The sequence below is a fragment of the Streptomyces sp. CA-111067 genome, assembly GCF_050956065.1.
Lineage (GTDB): Bacteria > Actinomycetota > Actinomycetes > Streptomycetales > Streptomycetaceae > Actinacidiphila.
Genome location: NZ_CP192103.1, coordinates 4078270 through 4095788 on the forward strand (window position 1 = coordinate 4078270; position 17519 = coordinate 4095788).

Below are 17519 nucleotides of genomic sequence, written 5' to 3' on the forward strand. Positions count from 1 at the left end.
AGGTTTCCGGGGGGCGAACGGGCGGGGGCTCCGCGGGGGTGACGCGATCAATCCCGTGGCTCGCGCGCCGGGTGCCCGGGGGGCGGGGCCGCGGTGTCGGCGCCCCGGCTACCCCCGGGGGGTGCGGGTGTCCGGGGCAAGGGCCCCGGCTACCCCGAGGGGCGCGGGGAACTGCGCCCTGGGGGCACCCCCGGCCGAAGGTTGGGGGACCACCACCGGCCCGGGGGCCCGGCAACCACCGCAAGGGGCTGGGCGGACGGCCCGCCTGCGGGCGCGCTCCGGCTGAGCGCGCAGTTCCCCGCGCCCCTGACGGGGCGCATACCTGGCCGGGAGCCCTCGTGCGCCGGGCGGGCGCAGCGCGACGGAACCGGGCCGGACCCCGGCAACCCCAAGAGGCGTGGCGGACGCAGCGGCGGCTGCCCCGGATACCCCCAGGGGCGCGGGGAACTGCGCCCTGGGGGCACCCCCGGCCGAAGGTTGGGGGACCACCACCGGCCCGAGGCCCGGCAACCACCGCAAGGGGCTGGGCAGTCGGCCCGCCCGCCGGCGCGCTGCGGCGCGGCTACTTGCTCGTCGCGAAGCGCATAAGCGCTTGCTCGTCCCCCTGCTTGATCTTGCCCGTCTCGTTGATCACCTGAAGCTTCCAGCCCTCCGCGCTCCTCGTCACCTTGGCCACCGCGCAGCCGTTGTCGTTGCTGAGCAGGCTCGGCCAGATGTCGGCGACCTGTTCGGTCGTGCCGCCGGTCGCGTCGTACACCTTGAAGCTGACGTTCCGCGCGTTCTGGAAGGCGCTGCGCTTCTTGTACGCGGCGGCGATGAACACGATCGAGGTAATGATCGGCGGCACCCGGTCGAGGACGACGGTCACCGTCTCGTCGTCGCCGTCGCCGCGCCCGGTCTGGTTGTCGCCGCTGTGCACCAACGAGCCATTGCCGAACGGGTCCAGGGAGTCCAGCCCGGCCAGCCGCACCGGGTCGGCGCCCTGCATCGCTATCGCGATCAGGTCGAGGTCGGTGCCGGACTTCTGCCGGATCTTGCCCATGATCCCGCCGCTGCTCCCGGCGGTGGGGTCCCAGGACACCCCGATGGACAGATGGGTCACCCCGCCGAGGTCCGCCGGCTCATCGTCCTTCTTGAGCGTGATCATGCGTGGTCCTTCTGTTTGGTTGGGACAGCGACACGTGAAGTGTGCCTGGTGCCCCGTATCGTGCCCGCCACCAGGTCCGGCGTCGACAGCGACGCGAGCATTCCGGGTGCACGGTCACCGTCCGTGCGAGCCGTCAACTCCCGAGCGCCTCACCGAGCCTGGCGTGGGCGGTGCCGGGAAGCAGTTGGTGCAGGGTCTCGGCACGGGACCTGACGAGGCCGTCGCGGTACGGCTGCGGCAGCCGCTGCCAGACGCCGACCGCCTTGTCCGCCGCGGCCGACGGATCACCGTCCGCGTTCAGGCACGTCGCCGCGTCCATCTCCAGCAGCGCGCGGGTCATCACGGAGGGTGAGCGCGTGAGGGCGAGCGCCGCCTCCTGCTCGGCATACGCGTCACGCGTACGGCCCAGGAGGGTGAACGCCTGGGACAAGTGCACGTGATGTTTCTGCGGCGGGTAGCCGAACCACGTGTCGGCGGCCTGGGCTCCGTCCAGGTGCTCGGCGATGCGGCGCGCGTCGGCGACCGAACGGAGCGCGCCTTCCTGGTCGCCGACCGCCGCGAGAGCCCGAGCGGTGACCGCCGATGCGAGCGCGGCAGCCGCTGACGGCCGCGGCCCGGCTTCCGTGCGGGCCCGGACGGCGAGGTCGGCAGCCGCCCTCGGGGCACCGTAGTTGAGCGGGACCATCGCGTGCCGGGCCAGCGCCCATGCGAGCATCTGCCGGTCACCGGACTCGCGGGCCGCCCGCTCGGCGGTGGCGAACCAGCCGTGTGCTTCGCGCTGGTCGCTGCGGTCGTGCTGGATGATCGCCACCAGCCCGGTGATTCCGGCAGCCGTACGCGCCAGGTCCGCCCGCGCGTTCGCGGCATGCGGGCGGCTGAGCAGGTTCCGCAGCAGGTCGAGGTCACCGTGCATCTGCGCCAGGGCGACGGCGGGGGGCCGGCCGTGGTATCCGCCACGATGCCGCTCGAACGCCCCGTCGAGATAGGCGAGATCACCGGCATCGGAACCGGACAGCGCCGCGTCGATGCCCTGCCTCGCCTCAGCGATACCGGGCAGTGCCACCGTGCCTGTCGCCGCGACCGCCGCCGCACCGAGAAACCTTCGTCGGTCCACCTCCGTGTCCTCCTCTCCGGTGTCCGCGCCGGCCTGACGCTGGAGCCTGCGCCGCTGCCTGCTCGCCCTCAGCGCCTGGGCGATCTCCGCGGCCGTCAGGCCGTAGACCTGGGCCAGCAGCGCATGCCAGGCGGGAATCGGTAACCGCCGTTCGGTCTCCCAGCGTTTCAGGTTCTCCGGGTCGAACCAACGCCCGCCTTGGGCCTCTTGCAGGACCGCCGCCTGCTCCTCGCGGGTGCGTCCGGCCGACTCACGAGCCGCACGCAGTACGGCGCCGATGCCCTCAGGTGCCATCATGCCCGCCTCCCCAGTGTCCCAAAGTCCCCTCGCCCGGTCCCGGCCCCCCAAAGCGGCCCCCCGGCGGAGAACGCACCCGCGCGGCACGACTTGCGGGCCGGGGCGGGATGCCGAACGGCCCCGTTGCCCGGTGAGGGGCGGCGGGGCCGTTGGCCTGTGGCGTGGGTGGGGCGGGTCAGACGGTGGGGAACTCCCTGGCCTTAACGCCCGCGACGAAGGAGGCGAACGCGTCGGCGGGGAAGGCCAGCACCGGGCCGTTGGGGTCCTTGCTGTCCCGGACCAGGAACTCACCGGTGGCCGCCGCGTGCGTCGGCGCCCACTCGACGCACTCGCCGCCGTTGCTCTGGCTGTAGCTGGAGGAGGTCCAGTCGGGGGCCTCGGGCCGGTCGGCGTGAGTCATGAGTAGCAGTCCTTCACAATGGAGTTGATCAACTCGGCCGTCTCATCCGGCGGCGCGGCCTTGGCCACCAACAAATCATAGGCATCCCGGGCTTCAGCAACATCGTCAGGTTCCGACAGCACGAAGCCGCGCGGGAAGCCGTCGACGTGCGCCACGTCCGGCCCGTCCGCAAAGGTGAGGAGCCCGAAGGGGCTGACCACCAGATTGTTGACCTTGCCCCTGGGGATGATCTGGACACGATGCCTTGGGGTCTCGGCGAGCTCGTGGATGTGCCGGAGTTGGGAACGCATGATCTCCGCATTCCCCACCGGGTTGCGAAGGGCGGACTCGTTGAGGATCAGCCAGAGCCTGGCCGGGTCATCGTCGCGGGTCAAGATCTCCTGCCGCTCCATCCGAACACGGATCAGGTCCGCCAAGTTGGTCGGCCGACCGGCGTGCAGGACCTCTTCGGCATAGGGACGGATCTGTACGAGCCCCGGTAGCAGCGTGGGGTGGAACATCTTCACCACCTCCGCCTTCTGCTCCAGCGCGACGTACGGTGCGAACCAGTCCGGGATGCCCCGCTTGGCGAGCTTGTTCCGCAACCGCAGGTACACCCCCGGCGTGCCGGCGACCCGGTCCATGGCCTTTGCGAACGACTCGGAGGCCATCACGTTGCCGCTCTCCACTTTCGAGACCTGGCCCTGGTTGTAGCGCAGCTTGAGGGCGAACTCCTCTTGCGACAGTCCGAGCGCCCGCCTGAGTGCCTTCACTTCCTCGCCGAAGAATGAGGCTGCGTCCCTGGGGGCGCCGTCATCACGGTCTGCGTTCTCGTTCACCTGTTCAACTCCCCGGTATGCCAAGCCGGTTCTCTTTTATGCCGGGCGCGTTGGCATGGGCTCAGCACTGTCGAGAGTACGCCTCGCAGGTCACTGTGTGTGTAGACCCGGTTGCAAATGCACGAGGGGGTGATTCACCCCCGCAACCAAGGACCGCAGCGAATGGACGCGGGCCCCACACCCCTCCAGACGACGAAGGCAGGCGAACGGTGAGCAGCACATTCCAAGGCACGATTCCGGCGAATGGCATGCCGTTACTCGAACCCGGGGCGCGCACCGAGCGCCGGGTTCCGGACGACGCGGACCGGGTGCCGCCGGTGGTGGTTGGGCGTTGGCCGTGCGCCCCCTCGTCGGTGCCGGCCGTGCGCCGCGAATTGCGGGGGGTGCTCGCCGAGTGGGGGTTGAGCGAACTCCGCGATGCCGCTGAGCTGGTGGTGAGCGAGTTGGTGACCAATGCCGTCAACGCGGGTGGGGGCGGGCGGGAGGTCGAGACGCGGTATGAGCGGGAACCCGCTGGTGTGCGGGTGGAAGTGGCGGACGGCAGCGGCGTCATCCCGGTCATGCGGGCGGCCGGACCGGGGGGCGGAGAACGGGCGGGGGCTTTGGCTCGTGGATGCCATCACCGGGGGGCGTTGGGGGTTTGACCGTGACCCGGGTATCGGCGGGAAACGCGTATGGGCGCGCATTGTCGAAAACCACGGGAGCGCAATAGCACGCGAAACTACGCGCCCGCGGGCCGGGCGGGGAGAAAGGTGACCGGGCGCGTCATGGTCACCGTTCCCTATATCTCCACGTGGAGCGAGGAGACCACCGAACGCCCGCACCGGGTGATGGATTTCCTCGGCCGGGTGGCGTACCACGACGAACGGCCCAGCGACCGGGACGAGCACGGCGTGCTGTGGAACCGCATCACCCACCAACCCGGCCAGGGCGAACCCCAGTTGGGGAAGGTCCACTCCCTACGCCAACGCGAAGTCATGACCGGGCTGCGCTGCCAGGTCTGCGCCGGACCCGCCGACCGCAACCAGGACGGCGTGCTGTGGCTGCTGCACGACGACCGGGGCGGCCCCGACCACTGGCCCGGCTGGCCCAACGACATGGCCGCCGTCCACCCCCCACTGTGCCTGCCCTGCGCCCGCAGATCCGTCCGCATGTGCCCCCACCTCACCAACACCTACGTCGCCGTCCGCGTCAAACACCACCCCATCGTCGGCGTCTACGGCGCCCTGTACGACCCCCGCAACCCCCACCGCCCCCTCACCGACGCAATCGTCGCCTACCACCACCATGAAATCCGCTGGACCATCGCCTCCCAACTCGTCCGCACCCTCCACGGCTGCCACCTCACCAACCTCGACGACGAGATGGGACCTCATCGACCGGGCTGATCGCCCGGCCACCCCCCGTCCCCGCCCGGCGGAGGGCCCGGCTCAGAGCAGGTCGTGGCGCATCGCGCTCGTCACCGCTGCCGTGCGGTCGGCTACTCCCAGCTTCGCGAAACTGCGGAGCAGATGCGTCTTCACCGTGGACTCGCCGATGAACAGACGGCGGCCGATCTCCGCGTTCGTGCAGCCCTCTGCTACCAGGCGTAGGACTGCGGTCTCACGCTCCGAGAGGCGGGGGCGTTCCGGGCGGTGGCGGAGTTGGTCGACCAGGCGGGCCGCCACTGACGGGGCCAGGACCGTTTCGCCGCGGGCGGCCGAGCGGACCGAGTCGGCGAGTTCCGCGCGGGCCAGGTCCTTGAGGAGGTAGCCGGCCGCGCCCGCCTCGACGGCGCGCAGGATGTCGCCGTCCGTCTCGTACGTCGTCAGGACGACCACCCGGGAGGGTAGGCCGGCCGCCGTCATCCGCACGATGGACTCCACGCCGCCACCGCCGGGCATCCGCAGATCCATCAGCACGATGTCCGGCCGCAGCGACGCGCTCAGCGCCTCGGCCTGCGGGCCGCTGGACGCCTCGCCGACGACCTCGAGGTCCGGTTCGGCGTCGAGCATCGCCCGCAGGCCCTCCCGGACGACGGGGTGGTCGTCGGCGAGCAGGATCCGGATCACCGCTCACCCCCGACTGCCGGGGCCAAAGGCAAGTCGCCGTCCGCCAGCGGCAGTTCGACGGTGATCGTGGTCCCCTCGCCGGGCGCGCTGCGGATCACCGCCGTGCCGCCCATCTCCGCCGCGCGGGCGCGCAAGCCGGGCAGGCCGTATCCGCGGGCGGGGCGGTCGGGGTCGAAGCCGCAGCCGGTGTCGCGGACGGAGAGCCGCAGCGCCCGCGGGGTGTAGTCGAGGCCGAGCGCGACGACCGCGCCGGGGCCGGCGTGCCGGCGGGCGTTGGCCAGCGCCTCCTGGCAGGTGCGCAGCGCGACCACCTCCACCGCGGGCGGCAGCGCCCTGACCGCCCCGGTGATCTCGACGGCGGCCGGCTCGCCGGTCTGCTCCTCCTGGCGGGCCGCCAACCGCCTTACGGCGTCGGGCAGTGAGCCGCCGTCGAGCCCGGCCGGGGTGCCGTGCGCCACCAGGGCGCGCGCCTCGGCCAGGTTGTCGCGGGCCGTGCCCTCCATCAACGCCAGGTGCCTGCGGGCCTGTTCGGGGTCGCGGTCCACCTCCGACTGCACGGCCTGCACCAGCATCAGCAGGCTGGTGAAGCCCTGCGCGAGCGTGTCGTGGATCTCCCGGGAGATCCGTTCCCGCTCGGCCAGCGCACCGCGCTCCGCCGACAGCCGGCCGACCTCCTCCCGGCTGGCGTCCAACTCGGCCACCAGGTCCGCCCGTTCCTCGCTCTGCGCGATGATCCGCATGATCCACCGGCCGACGACCAGCGAGAACGCCAGCGTCACGACGGCGAACAGCGAGTTGTAGTAGAGGTCGTGCGGCTCCGGCCGCCACAGCAGCGCCCAGCCCACCATCGGCAGCACGTTGACCACGAACACCGCGGCCAGCGCCGTGCCCCGGCGCAGCAGCATGAAGCACTGCGGCACCAGCGCGAACGCCGCCAGCCTGGTCTCGCCGACCAGCACGGCGGGCGGCAGGTACAGCAGCACCAGGACGACGATGTACCGGCGCGCGGCGACCTCGTCCTCGTCCGTGACGCCGAGCACCGCGCGGCGCGCCCACAGGTACCAGGGCACCGGCAGCGCGAACAGCCCGGCGGACACCACCCGGACCTTCAGGTCCGGGTTCTCGGCGGCCAGCGCGAAGAGTTCGGTGACGACCCAGACCACCGCGAAGTAGAGGTCCCAGGGCCGGAACCCCTCCCAGGCGTGCGAAGCCCGGGCCCCGGCCGAAGAGTTGAGCCACCCCGGCCCGGCCACACCCCGCCCCGGCCCGGGCCCCGGGCCGGCGCTCACCCGTCCGTACGGCTCTTCCAGCGGAACGTCAGCAGGCACAGCACCAATCCTCCGATGCACCAGGCCCCGAGCACCAGGGCGATCCGCCCGTATTCCCAGCTTCCCGCCGGTTCCAGCGCCGCCGCCGCGTGCGGCAGGAACACCCCGCGCAGCCCCTGGCACATCCACTTCAGCGGGAAGAACGCCCCGACGGTCAGCATCCAGTTCGGCAGCGCGTCGATCAGGATGTACACCCCGGAGATGAACTCCAGGACCAGGAACGGCAGGACGACCACCGAGCTGGCGCTCTGCGCGGACTTGGGCACGCTGCTGATCGCGATCCCGAGCAGCGCGCAGCCGGTGATCCCGAGGACGAAGATCCACCCGAAGGTGAGCCAGCCGGTCAGGTCCGACGGCAGGCTGACGTCGTACACCAGCGAGCCGAACACCAGCAGCAGCGCCGTCTCCAGCAGGCCGGTGAACAGCACCAACCAGATCTTGCCGAGGAAGTACGCGGCCGGCGGCATCGGCGTACCGCGCAGCCGGCGCAGCACCTTCTCGTCCCGCTCGATCGCAATCGAGATGCCCAGTGACTGGAAGCTGGTGGACATGATCCCCGCGGCCGTCATCGAGGCGACGTAGTACTGCGGGGCGGTGGCGCCGCCCGCGCCCTTCATCGTGCCGTCGAAGATCGTGGCGAAGAGGAAGAGGAAGACGATCGGGAAGGCGAAGGTGAAGATGGCCTGCTCGTTGCGGCGGAAGAACTGCCTGATCTCCAGGCCGCCGCGCAGCAGGCCGAGCGACCAGGCCCCGGGCAGCCGCCCGGAGCTCTCCGGGCCTGATGCCCCTGAACCCGTCTGCGCCGGAACGGAGTTGGTGGTGACGGTACGGCTGACAGCCATCAGTTGGCCTCCTGTCCGATGAGCCGCAGGTAGATGTCCTCCAACGTCGGCCGGGTGACCCGCAGTTCGGGGATCTCCCCGTCGAATCGGGCGCTCAGCTCGGCGACCGTCCTGGTCGGGGTGTCGGTCTCGGTGCTGTGCGGCGAGCCGTCCGGCTCGGCCCAGTGCACGGTGGCCCGGTCCTGCGCCCGGCCCGCGAGCGAGGCCGGTTCGCCCTCCGCGACGACCCGGCCGGCCGCGATCACCGCGAGCCGGTCGGCCAGCGCCTCGGCCTCGTCCAGGTAGTGGGTGGTGAGGATGATGGTGGTGCCCTCGTCGGCCAAGTCCCGTATCAGGGACCAGAACTGGCGGCGGGCCGCCGGGTCGAAGCCGGTGGTCGGCTCGTCCAGCAGCAGGAGTTCGGGGGCGCCGATCACGCCGAGTGCGACGTCCAGGCGGCGGCGCTGGCCGCCGGACAGCGCCTTGGTCCTGCTGCCGGCCTTCTCGGCCAGGCCGACCAGCGCGATGACCTCGTCCGGGTCACGGGGCTTCGGGTAGTACCGCGCGAAGTGCCGTACGGTCTCGGCGACCGTCAACTCGGCCGGCGCGGACTCGTCCTGCCAGACGATCCCGACCCTCGACTGCCAACGGCGGTTCGCCCGCCCCGGATCCTCCCCGAGCACCGACACCTCGCCGGCGTCCCTGCTCCGGTGCCCCTGGAGTATCTCCACCGTCGTGCTCTTGCCGGCCCCGTTGGGCCCGAGGATCCCGAACACCTCGCCGTGCCGGATACCTAGATCCACCCCGTCGACCGCGGTGACGTCGCCATACCGCTTGCGAAGCCCCCGTACGCGTACCGCTTCCTGAGTCATACCCCCAAGGTCCCCGCCCTGGCCGGGCGGCGGGTCCCCCGCGAGGCCCGCCCTCCGTCCACCGAACGACGGACACGGGCCCCGGTGTTGAGGTCCCCGTCAGCCGGCGGCCGGGGTCGCGCGGAGGGTGAGGAGGGTGATCTCGCTCGGGGCGAAGACGCGGAAGGGCGGGCCCCAGAAGCCGGTGCCGCGGCTGGTGTAGAGCTGGGTGCGTTCGCCGTGCCGGCTCAGGCCGTGGACCACCGGCTGGTCGATCCTGACCAGGAAGTTGAACGGCCAGATCTGGCCGCCGTGGGTGTGGCCGGAGATCTGCAGGTCGATGCCGGCGGCCGCGGCCTGCGGGACGTACTTGGGCTGGTGGGCGACCAGCAGGACCGGCTGGTCCGGGTCCGCGCCCTCCAGCGCGCCGGACAGGTTCGCGCTGTGCCCGGCCAGGCCGGAGGACTCCGCGGTCACGTCGTCCACCCCCGCGAGGACGAGGCGGTCGCCGCCGCGTTCGACCACGACGTGGCGGTTGTGCAGCGGCTCCCAGCCGAGTTCGGCCATCCGGTCCAGCCAGCCCTGGGCCTCGCCGAAGTACTCGTGGTTGCCGGTGACGTAGACCTTCGCCAGCCGTGACGTGATCGTCCCGAGCGGCGCGGACTGCCCGCGGCGCTGGGCGGGGGTGCCGTCGGCGATGTCGCCGGCGTGGACGACGACGTCCGGTTCGAGCGCGTTGACCTCCTCGGCGACCCGCGCCGACCAGCGGGCCCGGTTGATCGGCCCGTAGTGGGTGTCGGCCAGGACGACGACCCGGGTCCCGTCCAACCCGGCGCCGAGCCGCGGCAGTTGGACGTCCAGGCGCTTGATCCGCGGTACGCGCATGGCCTCGCGGTTCCCCCACGCCAGCAGGACGGCCACGACGGCGGCGACCGCCACGGCGACGACCCTGGCCCGGTCGGCGCCGCCGACGCCGAGCCCCATCAGCACCAGGTGCACCAGCCCGCCGATCACCGACCAGGTGAACAGCACCCAGACCGCCCCGAGCGTGCTGTCCGCGATGCGCGCCGCCCGGTCGTTGTGCCGCCCGTGGCCGGCGGCCATCAGGAACGGGAAGGTGGCCATCCAGCAGGCGAAGACGACCGTGCCGGCCAGGAAGACCGGGAACGGCCAGCCGGCGCCGGAGCCGAAGAGGGTCCACCAGGGGAGGGCGAAGAGGAGGGTGAGGACGAGGAGGACGATGACGATCCGCCGCCGCGGGCGGCGGCGGGGGTTTCCGGGTGCGGGGACGGGGACGGGCCCGGTGCCGGGCGGGGTTTCGGACTCGGCTTGGGGTCCGCTGCCGGGCGGGGTTGCGGATGCTGCCTGGGGTCCGCTGCCGGGCGGGGTTGCGGACGCTGCCTGGGGTCCGCTGCCGGGCGGGGTTTCGGACGCTGCCTGGGGTTGGCTGCCGGGCGCGGTGTCAGGCCCGGGCCCGGGCACGGCCTGAAGTCCCGTGTCGGGCTCGCCCCGGCGTTCGGTCTCCGGCCCGGCATCGGGCACGGTGCCGGGTGCGGTGGCGGACCCCGCCTGGGGTCCGGCCTCGGGTCCCGCGACGGTCACGTCGCTCGTCAACTCCCCGCCGGCTGCCCGAACATCCCGCTCCGCCCGGATGGACTCGCTCTCCGTCACCGCACCCGCCACCCCTCGCATCCACTGCCCCACCGCCGTCAACCCCCATCATCCGGCACCCGGATGCCGAGCGGGCCGACGGCCTCGTCCTCAACACAAGCGGAGTACGGCGTACTTGTGGAGCCGGTCACCGGCGTGGTGCCCTTGTGGCGCACGGGACACCTGTTTTCTGAGGAGGCGGACGAGTCTCATGATCAAGCGAATAGTCGCCGTGGCGGCACTGATCCCGGCCATGCTGGGCACCGCGACCGGGGTCGCCGCGGCGCAGCCCGCGCACTCCGCCCACTCCGCCGCGAAGGCGCCCGCGGCGGTGATCACCCTGACCTACGACGCCAGCCGGGCCGGCCAGTGGGCGAGCGCGATCACCCAGGGCGTGCAGAACTGGAACGCCGCCGAGCACAACGTGCGCCTCCAGCCCGCGAGTTCGCCGGGCGCGGCCGACTACGTCTACGTGGCGACCAGCGGCTGGCCGCAGACGACGCTGGGCCCGATCTTCCCCGGCGGCAGCGGCGAGGTGCAGCTCGGCCAGGAAGCGGTGGACGAGGGCTACGACATGACCCGGATCGCCGCCCACGAGACCGGCCACATCCTCGGCCTGCTCGACCACTACACGGGCCCCTGCTCGGAGATCATGTCCGGCCACGGCCCCGGCACCGCGTGCACGAACGCGAAGCCGAACGCGTCCGAGGCGGCGAAGGTCGACCGCTACTACGCCTCCGGCGCGAAGGCGCTGCTCCCGAACCGGCAGCGTGTGGTGGTGGACGTCTGGTCCGCCCAGGGGTCCCTGGCCTCCTCGCGCTGACCCGGCAGCGGACGGCGTCCGCCTCCTCAAGGGTGCTGCCCACGGAGGGAGTTGGCGGACGCGGTCCGCGATACGGCTAGTCCACCGGGTACTTACGGACGCGCGAGTCGTGGTCGAGTTGGTCCAGGCGCCAGAACACCTGGCCCTCGTACTCGGCCTCAAGGCGGATGCGCGTCAGATACGGGCGGGCCCGGTCGTCGTGGCGGACGGTGAGGGCGCAGGCCGCCTCCAGCGCGGCCTCCGCGCAGGGATCGGTCAGACGGGCGGCGAAGAGCTCGCGCAACTCCGGGGTGTCCAGGGCGGAGACCCCCAGGACGTACAGCGCGCTGCCCCGGGTCGGCCCGTCCTGGTCGGATGCCAGGGCGACCAGCGCCGACAGCACCTCGGGCGGGTCGGCGGGCCGGGGAAACCCGATCTCCCCGCACACCCGCTGGCGGACGTCCGCGTTCGGGTGGGCGGCGTGCGCCAGGATCGCGCCGAGGTCGTCGGCGCCCAGGTCGCCGACGACCCGGCCGGCGTACTCGCTGAACGCACCGAGCAGCGAGTCCAGCGTGCCCGGGTCGGTCTCGACGCCGAGCCGGCCGCGCAGCAGCTCCACGGCCTCGGCCCCGAAAGGCCGTTCGTCGAAGCTCATCGAGTGCAGCAGCTCCGCGCCGAACCGCCGCCGGGCGGCGGACGACTCGTCCCCCACCAGCGCGGCGGCGCAGCGGTACGTCTCCGTGTCCTCCCGCATCGAGAGCAGAACCAGGGACTCCGACCAGTCGTCGGAGTCCGGCCACGCGTAGTGCATCGCGCGGGCCACCAACTCCTCGCAGGGAGTGCGCAGTCCGAGACGGCTCTCCAGGTCGCTGACGATCGCCCAGTGGGCCTTGCGGGTCTCGGCGTGCCGGCCATCGGCGGTGGTCACGCGGACGTGGAGCACCGTCGGGCCGTAGTCCTCGCCGGGGACGGTCCGGTGGCTGACGGTGACGCCCGCCGCGTCGGACACGCCGAGCCGGCGCCGCAGTTCGACCTCCGGATCGATGTCGAGCCAGCGCAGCGCGAGCCGCAGCGCCCGGCGGTGTCGGCTGTCCGGCTTCGCCGCGTCGTCACCGGAGCGCCCGATCAGCGCGAGCAGCACGTCCGGCTCGCCGTGGTCCACCGCCCAGGCCACCGGATCGGTGCCGTCGTCCCACGGCGCGCCCGGATCGGCACCGGCTTCGACCAGCCGCTCGATCTCCTCAACGCGCCTACCCAGCACGGCATCCCGCAGCACCTCACCCCGCGAAGCCCCCCGCGCCCCGGCCTCCACCGACGTCTCCTCCCCCATCCCCTCACCCTGCCCGCCGGCCGGCCCCCCGGCAACCCCCGCCCACCCGGTGATCGGGACCCGCCGGTCGGACGGGCGGTGAACGGCCGTCGAACATCGTGTGAGCGGGGGTGGGGGCGGGGCTGGGCGTGGTTAGCGTGGGGGGCGGTGGGTGTCGCGGGGGAGGGGACCCGGTGCAGGACTGGTTGTCGGCGGACAACGTCATCGCGGTCGTGGGGACGGTGATCGGCACCGCGGCAACGCTCATTCCGTTCGTCGCCGACCGCAGGCCGCGCCGGCGCCGGATCGGGTACCGGGTGCAGATGGACGTGCCGGTGGACCGGCGGGGGGCCGACCCTGCCACCGCGTCCGCGACCGGGATCTTCCAACTCGACGGCGTGGAACCGGGATCGCTGGTCCTGCTGCGGATCGAGAACGACGGCTCCCACGACATCCACAGCTCGGACTACCCGGGTCCCGAGCACGGCCTCTCGGTGGACTTCGAACGCCGACGGATCTCGAAGTACTCGGTGCTGTTCCCGCGCAACTCCCGTTATCTGAACCGGTACTTCACCGAGGACCAGGGCTTCGGCCAGGACCGGCACGACCAGTCGGTGCTCCACTTACCGCGCGTCGAACTCCCGCGCGGCGAGCACTTCAAGCTGCTGGTGCTGCTCACCGGCGGCGAACCGGGCAACGCGATCCAGGTCAGCCCGGAGCTGATCGACGGCGACGTGCACGAGAACCGCTCGGCCCCGGTGGACGACCTCCCGCGCCGGTTCAGCCGGGCGGCGCAGGGACTGCTCGGGGTGCTGCTCGCCTGCGTGCTGGGGCTCAGCGGCTACCTCGTCTTCGGCCCCGACCGCACCGCGCACCCGGACTTCTGCCACCGCGGCACGCTGACGGTGGTCGGGTCCACCGCGTTCAAGCCGACCGTGCAGACGCTGAGCCGCAAGTACGAGTCGCTGTGCCCGGGTTCGACGGTCCGGGTGGACGCGGAGGGCAGCGAGAGCGGGCTGTCGGTGCTCCAGCAGTCCGACAACCCGGCGCACGTCATCGCGTTCAGCGACGGGCGCTCCGCGGACGCGTCCGTCACCAAGGGGCTCACGGCGGCCCCGGTGGGCAAGGTCGACTTCGCGGTCATCGCGGGACCGGGGGTGCGGGCCCGCGACCTCACCGCGGACCGGATCCGCGCGCTCTTCACGGGCCGGGCGCCGGCCTGGGGTACGCAGGAGGCCGATCGCGGGGGTGACGGCCGTCCGCTGCCGGTCGTACTCGTCGGCCGCCGGAGCGACTCCGGCACCAGGAAGGTGCTGCGGGACACCCTGCTGAACGGCGGCGGCGAGGCCGCGCAGACCTCGGAGGACTGCGTGCGCAGGTTCCCCGGCTCCGACGGCCAGGTGCTGCGCTGCGAACGTCCCAACACCGACGACGTGATAGCCACCGTGCGCAAGGTCCCCGGCTCGATCGGCTACGCCGAGTTGACCACCGCCGTCCAGCAGAAGGCGACCGTCCTCACCATCGGCGGCCTGGCGCCGGGCAGCGCCACCTACCCGTTCCACGCCACCGAGTTCGCGTACACGAAGACCGGGCTGCCCCGCGACTCGCTCGCCGCCGGATTCCTCACCTTCCTCGGCACCACGGCCTCCCAGGCGCTCACCTCCGAGGACGACAGCACGAGGTGACCGCCGGTCCCGGCAGGAACGCCCGATAGGAACGCCCGTGCGGGGCCCGGTAGGAGCGCCCGTGCGAGGCCCGGTGCGCGGCCCCGCGCAGCAGGCGAAGTGGCGCCGCAAAACAGCAAGTTGGTCTAGTCCTCTTGACGCGACGCCCGCCGCGCGGTTTGGTACGTACCAACTCAGGCCCCGAGACGCACACTCCCCCCACCACTCCCACGTCCGAGGGACTCCCATGCACCTTGCGAAATGGACGACTTCAGCGACCGCGCTCATACTCGCGTCCGCCGGCGCGGTCTTCGCCCTGGCCCCCGACGGCAACGCCGCCGCGACCACCGCGGCCAGTCCGGCCGCCACCGGCACCTACTCCGTGGCCCCCTACACCGACATGTCGAACGGCCAGGAGGGCCTGCTCGACACGGCCATCACCGGGCACGGCCTGAAGGCCTACACCGCCGCCTTCGTGATCGGCTCCGGCTGCAACCAGATCTGGGGCGACACCCTCCCCATCGGCAACGACTCCTTCACCGACCCGCTGATCGCCAGGGCGAAGTCCGAGGGCGCCTCCGTCATCATCTCCTCCGGTGGCGCCAGCGGCCTTGCGCTCGCCTGGACCTGTAGCAACCAGAGCTCGATCGACGCCGGCTACCAGGCGCTGATCAACGACTACGGCGTCACCCAGCTGGACTTCGACATCGAGGGCGCGGCGATCGCGGACACCGCCGCCGCGGCCCGGCAGATGCAGGCGATGAAGGACCTGAAGGCGTCCAACCCGAGCCTGAAGTTCTCCATGACGCTGCCGGTGCTGGCCAGCGGGCTGACCAACGACGGCGTGAACATCCTCAAGGCCGCCAAGACCGCCGGCATCAAGATCGACGTCGTCAACATCATGACCATGGACTACTACTCGGGTACCGGCACCGAGATGGGCCAGGGCTCGGTCGCCGCGGCCCAGGCCACCATGTCCCAGATGAAGTCCGTCGACTCCGGCTACACCTACGCCAACCTCGGCATCACCCCGATGATCGGCAAGAACGACGACGGCTCCACGTTCACCCTGGCGGACGCCACGACCGTGGTGAACTTCGCCACCCAGAACAACGTCGGCCGGCTGGCGTTCTGGGCGATCACCCGCGACCAGCCGTGCGGCGGCAACGCCAACTCGCTCCCCACGTGCAGCGAGATCAGCCAGAACACGCTGGCGTTCACCGACGCGTTCCAGCGCTTCGCCGGCGGCAACGGCGGCACCTCGACCGGCGGTACGAGCACGGGCGGTACGACCACCGGAGGTACCACCACCGGGGGTACGACAACCGGCGGGACTACGACCGGCGGTACCACCGGCGGCTCGTCGACCTGCGCCAACGCCTCGTGGAGCGCCTCGCAGATCTACACCGGCGGCAACAAGGTCTCGTGGAAGGGCCACAACTGGAACGCCAAGTGGTGGACGCAGGGCGAGGAGCCCGGCACCACCGGAGAGTGGGGCGTCTGGCAGGACCTCGGCGCCTGCTGACCCGCTCCTGAACGCAGCCGCCTGAACCACGTACGCCCGGGCACCGGACCCCGGCTCAGCCACCGCCTGAGCCGGGGTTCCGCGCTGTCGTCCGCGGGTGCCGGAGTGACAGGAAGCGGACTCGCGCCGCTGTGAAACCGCGTTGAGGACTCGGAGACCCGCGGCGGGCTTTAGCATGGCCCCGTCGCCGTGTCACGCACGACGGGAGACGGCACAGCCACGTCCATGGTGGCTGATCGTGGAGGGAGCACTGTGTCGAATCCCCGGCTGGACGACCGCCCCGTGGTCGAGGGGCCCGGTCAGGCCGACCGGTTCCGTCCTCCTGCGGGCGTCAGCCCCGAGCTGCTGCGGAGCGGCACGGACCATCCGGTGCTGACCGAGGTGCTGCGCCATCTGCTGGAGCGCCAGGCGCAGACGGTGGGCCTGCCGATCGCGTACTACGAGGACAGTCCCTGAGGTGGGTTATCGTCCGGAAGGCGGAGCGACGGGCTCCGCCGATGTGGCGGACGTGGCGGACGTGCACGCTTCCGCTCCGTGGCCGCACCGGCTGCTCGACGTGGCCGCCCTCCGGCACGCGGGCACCCCGCCGGTGCCCTTCCAGCAGTTCGTCCTCAAGCTGAACAGCCGCTGCAACCTGCTGTGCAGCTACTGCTACGTCTACAACGCCGCCGACCAGTCCTGGCGGGACCGGCCGCCGCGGGTCCGGCAGGATGTGCTGGAACGCAGCGCGGAGCGGATCGGCGAGCACGTGGCCGTGCACGGGCTGCGGCAGATCCGGGTCGAACTGCACGGCGGCGAGCCCCTGTTAGGCGGGGTGGACACCGCGCTGCGGCAGGTCGCCGAGGTGCGCGCCGCGGTCGAGTCCGCCGCCGGGCAGCACTGCGAGGTGCAGGTCAGCGTGCAGACCAACGGCACCCTGCTGACCGCCGAGGTGGTGCGCCGGCTCGCGGAGGCCGGCGTCCGGGTCGGTGTCAGCCTCGACGGCGGCCGGGCCGAGCACAACAAGCGCCGGGTCGACCACGCGGGCCGGCCCTCCTGGCACGCCGCCACCCGGGGCCTCGCCCTGCTGGCCGACCACCCGGAGGCGTACGCCGGACTGCTGTGCACCATCGACCTCGACCTGGACCCGCGGGACGTCCACGACTCGCTGATGGAACTCCGGCCGCCGGCCCTGGACTTCCTGCTCCCGCACGCCAACTGGGAGTCGCCGCCACCCGGCAAGGGCCCGTCGAGCGCCGGCGCGGCACCGTACGGAGAGTGGCTGGCCGAGGTCTTCGACCGGTGGTTCGACGGCGGCAAGTACCGCACTCGGGTACGGCTGTTCACCGAGATCATCGGGCTGCTGCTCGGCTTCCCGAGCCGTGCGGAGGCCGTCGGGCTCTCCCCGGTCGCCGCCGTACTCGTGGACACGGACGGTGACATCGAGCAGGTGGACAGCCTCAAGGCGGCGTACTCACAGGCCCCCACGACCGGCATGAACGTCTTCAGGAACAGCTTCGACGACGTCCTGGAGCACCCCGGCATCGCGGCCCGGCACCTGGGCCTGGACGCGCTCGGCGCGGACTGCCTGACCTGCCCGGTGCTGCGGGTGTGTGGTGGCGGCCACTACGCGCACCGCTACCGCCGGGAGAGCGGCTTCCGCAACAGGTCGGTGTACTGCGCCGACCTCGAACTGCTCATCCGCCATGTGGCGCACCGGATCGAGCCGGTGCTGCGCTCCGGTCCGCTGCTGTCCCAGTGAA

General features: G+C 72.1%; 17 protein-coding genes. 7 read left to right on the forward strand and 10 right to left on the reverse strand.

Features of this window, described 5'->3' with window-relative positions; all coding sequences use genetic code 11:
• Positions 1-562: 562 nt before the first annotated feature.
• The 4 genes from ACQPW6_RS17655 to ACQPW6_RS17670 form a co-directional block, all read right to left on the reverse strand.
• Positions 563-1147: a TerD family protein gene (locus ACQPW6_RS17655; RefSeq protein WP_433890592.1), complete on the reverse strand. Its 585-nt coding sequence runs from the start codon at positions 1145-1147 to the stop codon at positions 563-565.
• Positions 1148-1280: 133 nt separating this feature from the next.
• Positions 1281-2558 (reverse strand): transcriptional regulator, encoded by a 1278-nt coding sequence (locus tag ACQPW6_RS17660; protein ID WP_433890593.1) that lies wholly within the window; start codon positions 2556-2558, stop codon positions 1281-1283.
• Positions 2559-2733: 175 nt separating this feature from the next.
• Positions 2734-2958, reverse strand: coding sequence for a DUF397 domain-containing protein (locus ACQPW6_RS17665; protein ID WP_433890594.1), 225 nt, complete (start codon positions 2956-2958; stop codon positions 2734-2736).
• Complete coding sequence (locus ACQPW6_RS17670) at positions 2955-3776, reverse strand: helix-turn-helix domain-containing protein (RefSeq protein ID WP_433890595.1); 822 nt, start codon at positions 3774-3776, stop codon at positions 2955-2957. The genes ACQPW6_RS17665 and ACQPW6_RS17670 overlap by 4 nt, the downstream gene beginning before the upstream one ends.
• 209 nt (positions 3777-3985) lie before the next feature.
• Here ACQPW6_RS17670 and ACQPW6_RS17675 point away from each other — a divergent pair, with 209 nt between their 5' ends.
• Positions 3986-4420, forward strand: coding sequence for an ATP-binding protein (locus tag ACQPW6_RS17675; RefSeq protein ID WP_433890596.1), 435 nt, complete (start codon positions 3986-3988; stop codon positions 4418-4420).
• Between the two features lie 108 nt (positions 4421-4528).
• Positions 4529-5164, forward strand: a complete 636-nt coding sequence (locus ACQPW6_RS17680; protein ID WP_433890597.1) for a hypothetical protein — start codon at positions 4529-4531, stop codon at positions 5162-5164.
• Between the two features lie 42 nt (positions 5165-5206).
• Here ACQPW6_RS17680 and ACQPW6_RS17685 read toward each other — a convergent pair whose 3' ends face one another.
• The 5 genes from ACQPW6_RS17685 to ACQPW6_RS17705 form a co-directional block, all read right to left on the reverse strand.
• The gene (locus ACQPW6_RS17685) at positions 5207-5827 is read right to left on the reverse strand and encodes a response regulator (protein ID WP_433890598.1); all 621 of its coding nucleotides are present in this window, start codon (positions 5825-5827) and stop codon (positions 5207-5209) included.
• Positions 5824-7155 (reverse strand): sensor histidine kinase, encoded by a 1332-nt coding sequence (locus ACQPW6_RS17690; protein WP_433890599.1) that lies wholly within the window; start codon positions 7153-7155, stop codon positions 5824-5826. Before ACQPW6_RS17690 ends, ACQPW6_RS17685 begins: the two co-directional genes overlap by 4 nt.
• Complete coding sequence (locus ACQPW6_RS17695) at positions 7113-7997, reverse strand: ABC transporter permease (protein ID WP_433890600.1); 885 nt, start codon at positions 7995-7997, stop codon at positions 7113-7115. The genes ACQPW6_RS17690 and ACQPW6_RS17695 overlap by 43 nt, the downstream gene beginning before the upstream one ends.
• On the reverse strand, positions 7997-8848 hold the full coding sequence (locus ACQPW6_RS17700) for an ABC transporter ATP-binding protein (RefSeq protein ID WP_433890601.1): 852 nt from the start codon (positions 8846-8848) through the stop codon (positions 7997-7999). Before ACQPW6_RS17700 ends, ACQPW6_RS17695 begins: the two co-directional genes overlap by 1 nt.
• Before the next feature lie 99 nt (positions 8849-8947).
• Positions 8948-10075, reverse strand: coding sequence for a metallophosphoesterase (locus ACQPW6_RS17705; protein WP_433894572.1), 1128 nt, complete (start codon positions 10073-10075; stop codon positions 8948-8950).
• 613 nt (positions 10076-10688) lie between these two features.
• Between ACQPW6_RS17705 and ACQPW6_RS17710 the strand changes: the two genes are divergently transcribed.
• On the forward strand, positions 10689-11300 hold the full coding sequence (locus ACQPW6_RS17710; RefSeq protein ID WP_433890602.1) for a snapalysin family zinc-dependent metalloprotease: 612 nt from the start codon (positions 10689-10691) through the stop codon (positions 11298-11300).
• Between the two features lie 76 nt (positions 11301-11376).
• Here the strand turns inward: ACQPW6_RS17710 and ACQPW6_RS17715 are convergent, their stop codons facing one another.
• On the reverse strand, positions 11377-12609 hold the full coding sequence (locus ACQPW6_RS17715; protein ID WP_433890603.1) for a HEAT repeat domain-containing protein: 1233 nt from the start codon (positions 12607-12609) through the stop codon (positions 11377-11379).
• Positions 12610-12782: 173 nt separating this feature from the next.
• Here ACQPW6_RS17715 and ACQPW6_RS17720 point away from each other — a divergent pair, with 173 nt between their 5' ends.
• From ACQPW6_RS17720 to ACQPW6_RS17735, 4 genes are all read left to right on the forward strand, one after another.
• Positions 12783-14273, forward strand: coding sequence for a PstS family phosphate ABC transporter substrate-binding protein (locus ACQPW6_RS17720; RefSeq protein WP_433890604.1), 1491 nt, complete (start codon positions 12783-12785; stop codon positions 14271-14273).
• A 226-nt stretch (positions 14274-14499) separates the two neighbouring features.
• On the forward strand, positions 14500-15777 hold the full coding sequence (locus ACQPW6_RS17725) for a chitinase (RefSeq protein ID WP_433890605.1): 1278 nt from the start codon (positions 14500-14502) through the stop codon (positions 15775-15777).
• 252 nt (positions 15778-16029) lie between these two features.
• Positions 16030-16233, forward strand: coding sequence for a hypothetical protein (locus ACQPW6_RS17730; RefSeq protein ID WP_433890606.1), 204 nt, complete (start codon positions 16030-16032; stop codon positions 16231-16233).
• A 100-nt stretch (positions 16234-16333) separates the two neighbouring features.
• Positions 16334-17518 (forward strand): FxsB family cyclophane-forming radical SAM/SPASM peptide maturase, encoded by a 1185-nt coding sequence (locus tag ACQPW6_RS17735; RefSeq protein WP_433894573.1) that lies wholly within the window; start codon positions 16334-16336, stop codon positions 17516-17518.
• Position 17519 lies beyond the last annotated feature (1 nt).

Coding starts and splice junctions, on each gene's coding strand:
- ACQPW6_RS17660 (WP_433890593.1), bottom strand. CDS start 2,558: ATGATGGCACCTGAGGGCATCGGCGCCGTACTGCGTGCGGCTCGTGAG.
- ACQPW6_RS17695 (WP_433890600.1), bottom strand. CDS start 7,997: ATGGCTGTCAGCCGTACCGTCACCACCAACTCCGTTCCGGCGCAGACG.
- ACQPW6_RS17665 (WP_433890594.1), bottom strand. CDS start 2,958: ATGACTCACGCCGACCGGCCCGAGGCCCCCGACTGGACCTCCTCCAGC.
- ACQPW6_RS17700 (WP_433890601.1), bottom strand. CDS start 8,848: ATGACTCAGGAAGCGGTACGCGTACGGGGGCTTCGCAAGCGGTATGGC.
- ACQPW6_RS17715 (WP_433890603.1), bottom strand. CDS start 12,609: ATGGGGGAGGAGACGTCGGTGGAGGCCGGGGCGCGGGGGGCTTCGCGG.
- ACQPW6_RS17725 (WP_433890605.1), top strand. CDS start 14,500: ATGCACCTTGCGAAATGGACGACTTCAGCGACCGCGCTCATACTCGCG.
- ACQPW6_RS17710 (WP_433890602.1), top strand. CDS start 10,689: ATGATCAAGCGAATAGTCGCCGTGGCGGCACTGATCCCGGCCATGCTG.
- ACQPW6_RS17655 (WP_433890592.1), bottom strand. CDS start 1,147: ATGATCACGCTCAAGAAGGACGATGAGCCGGCGGACCTCGGCGGGGTG.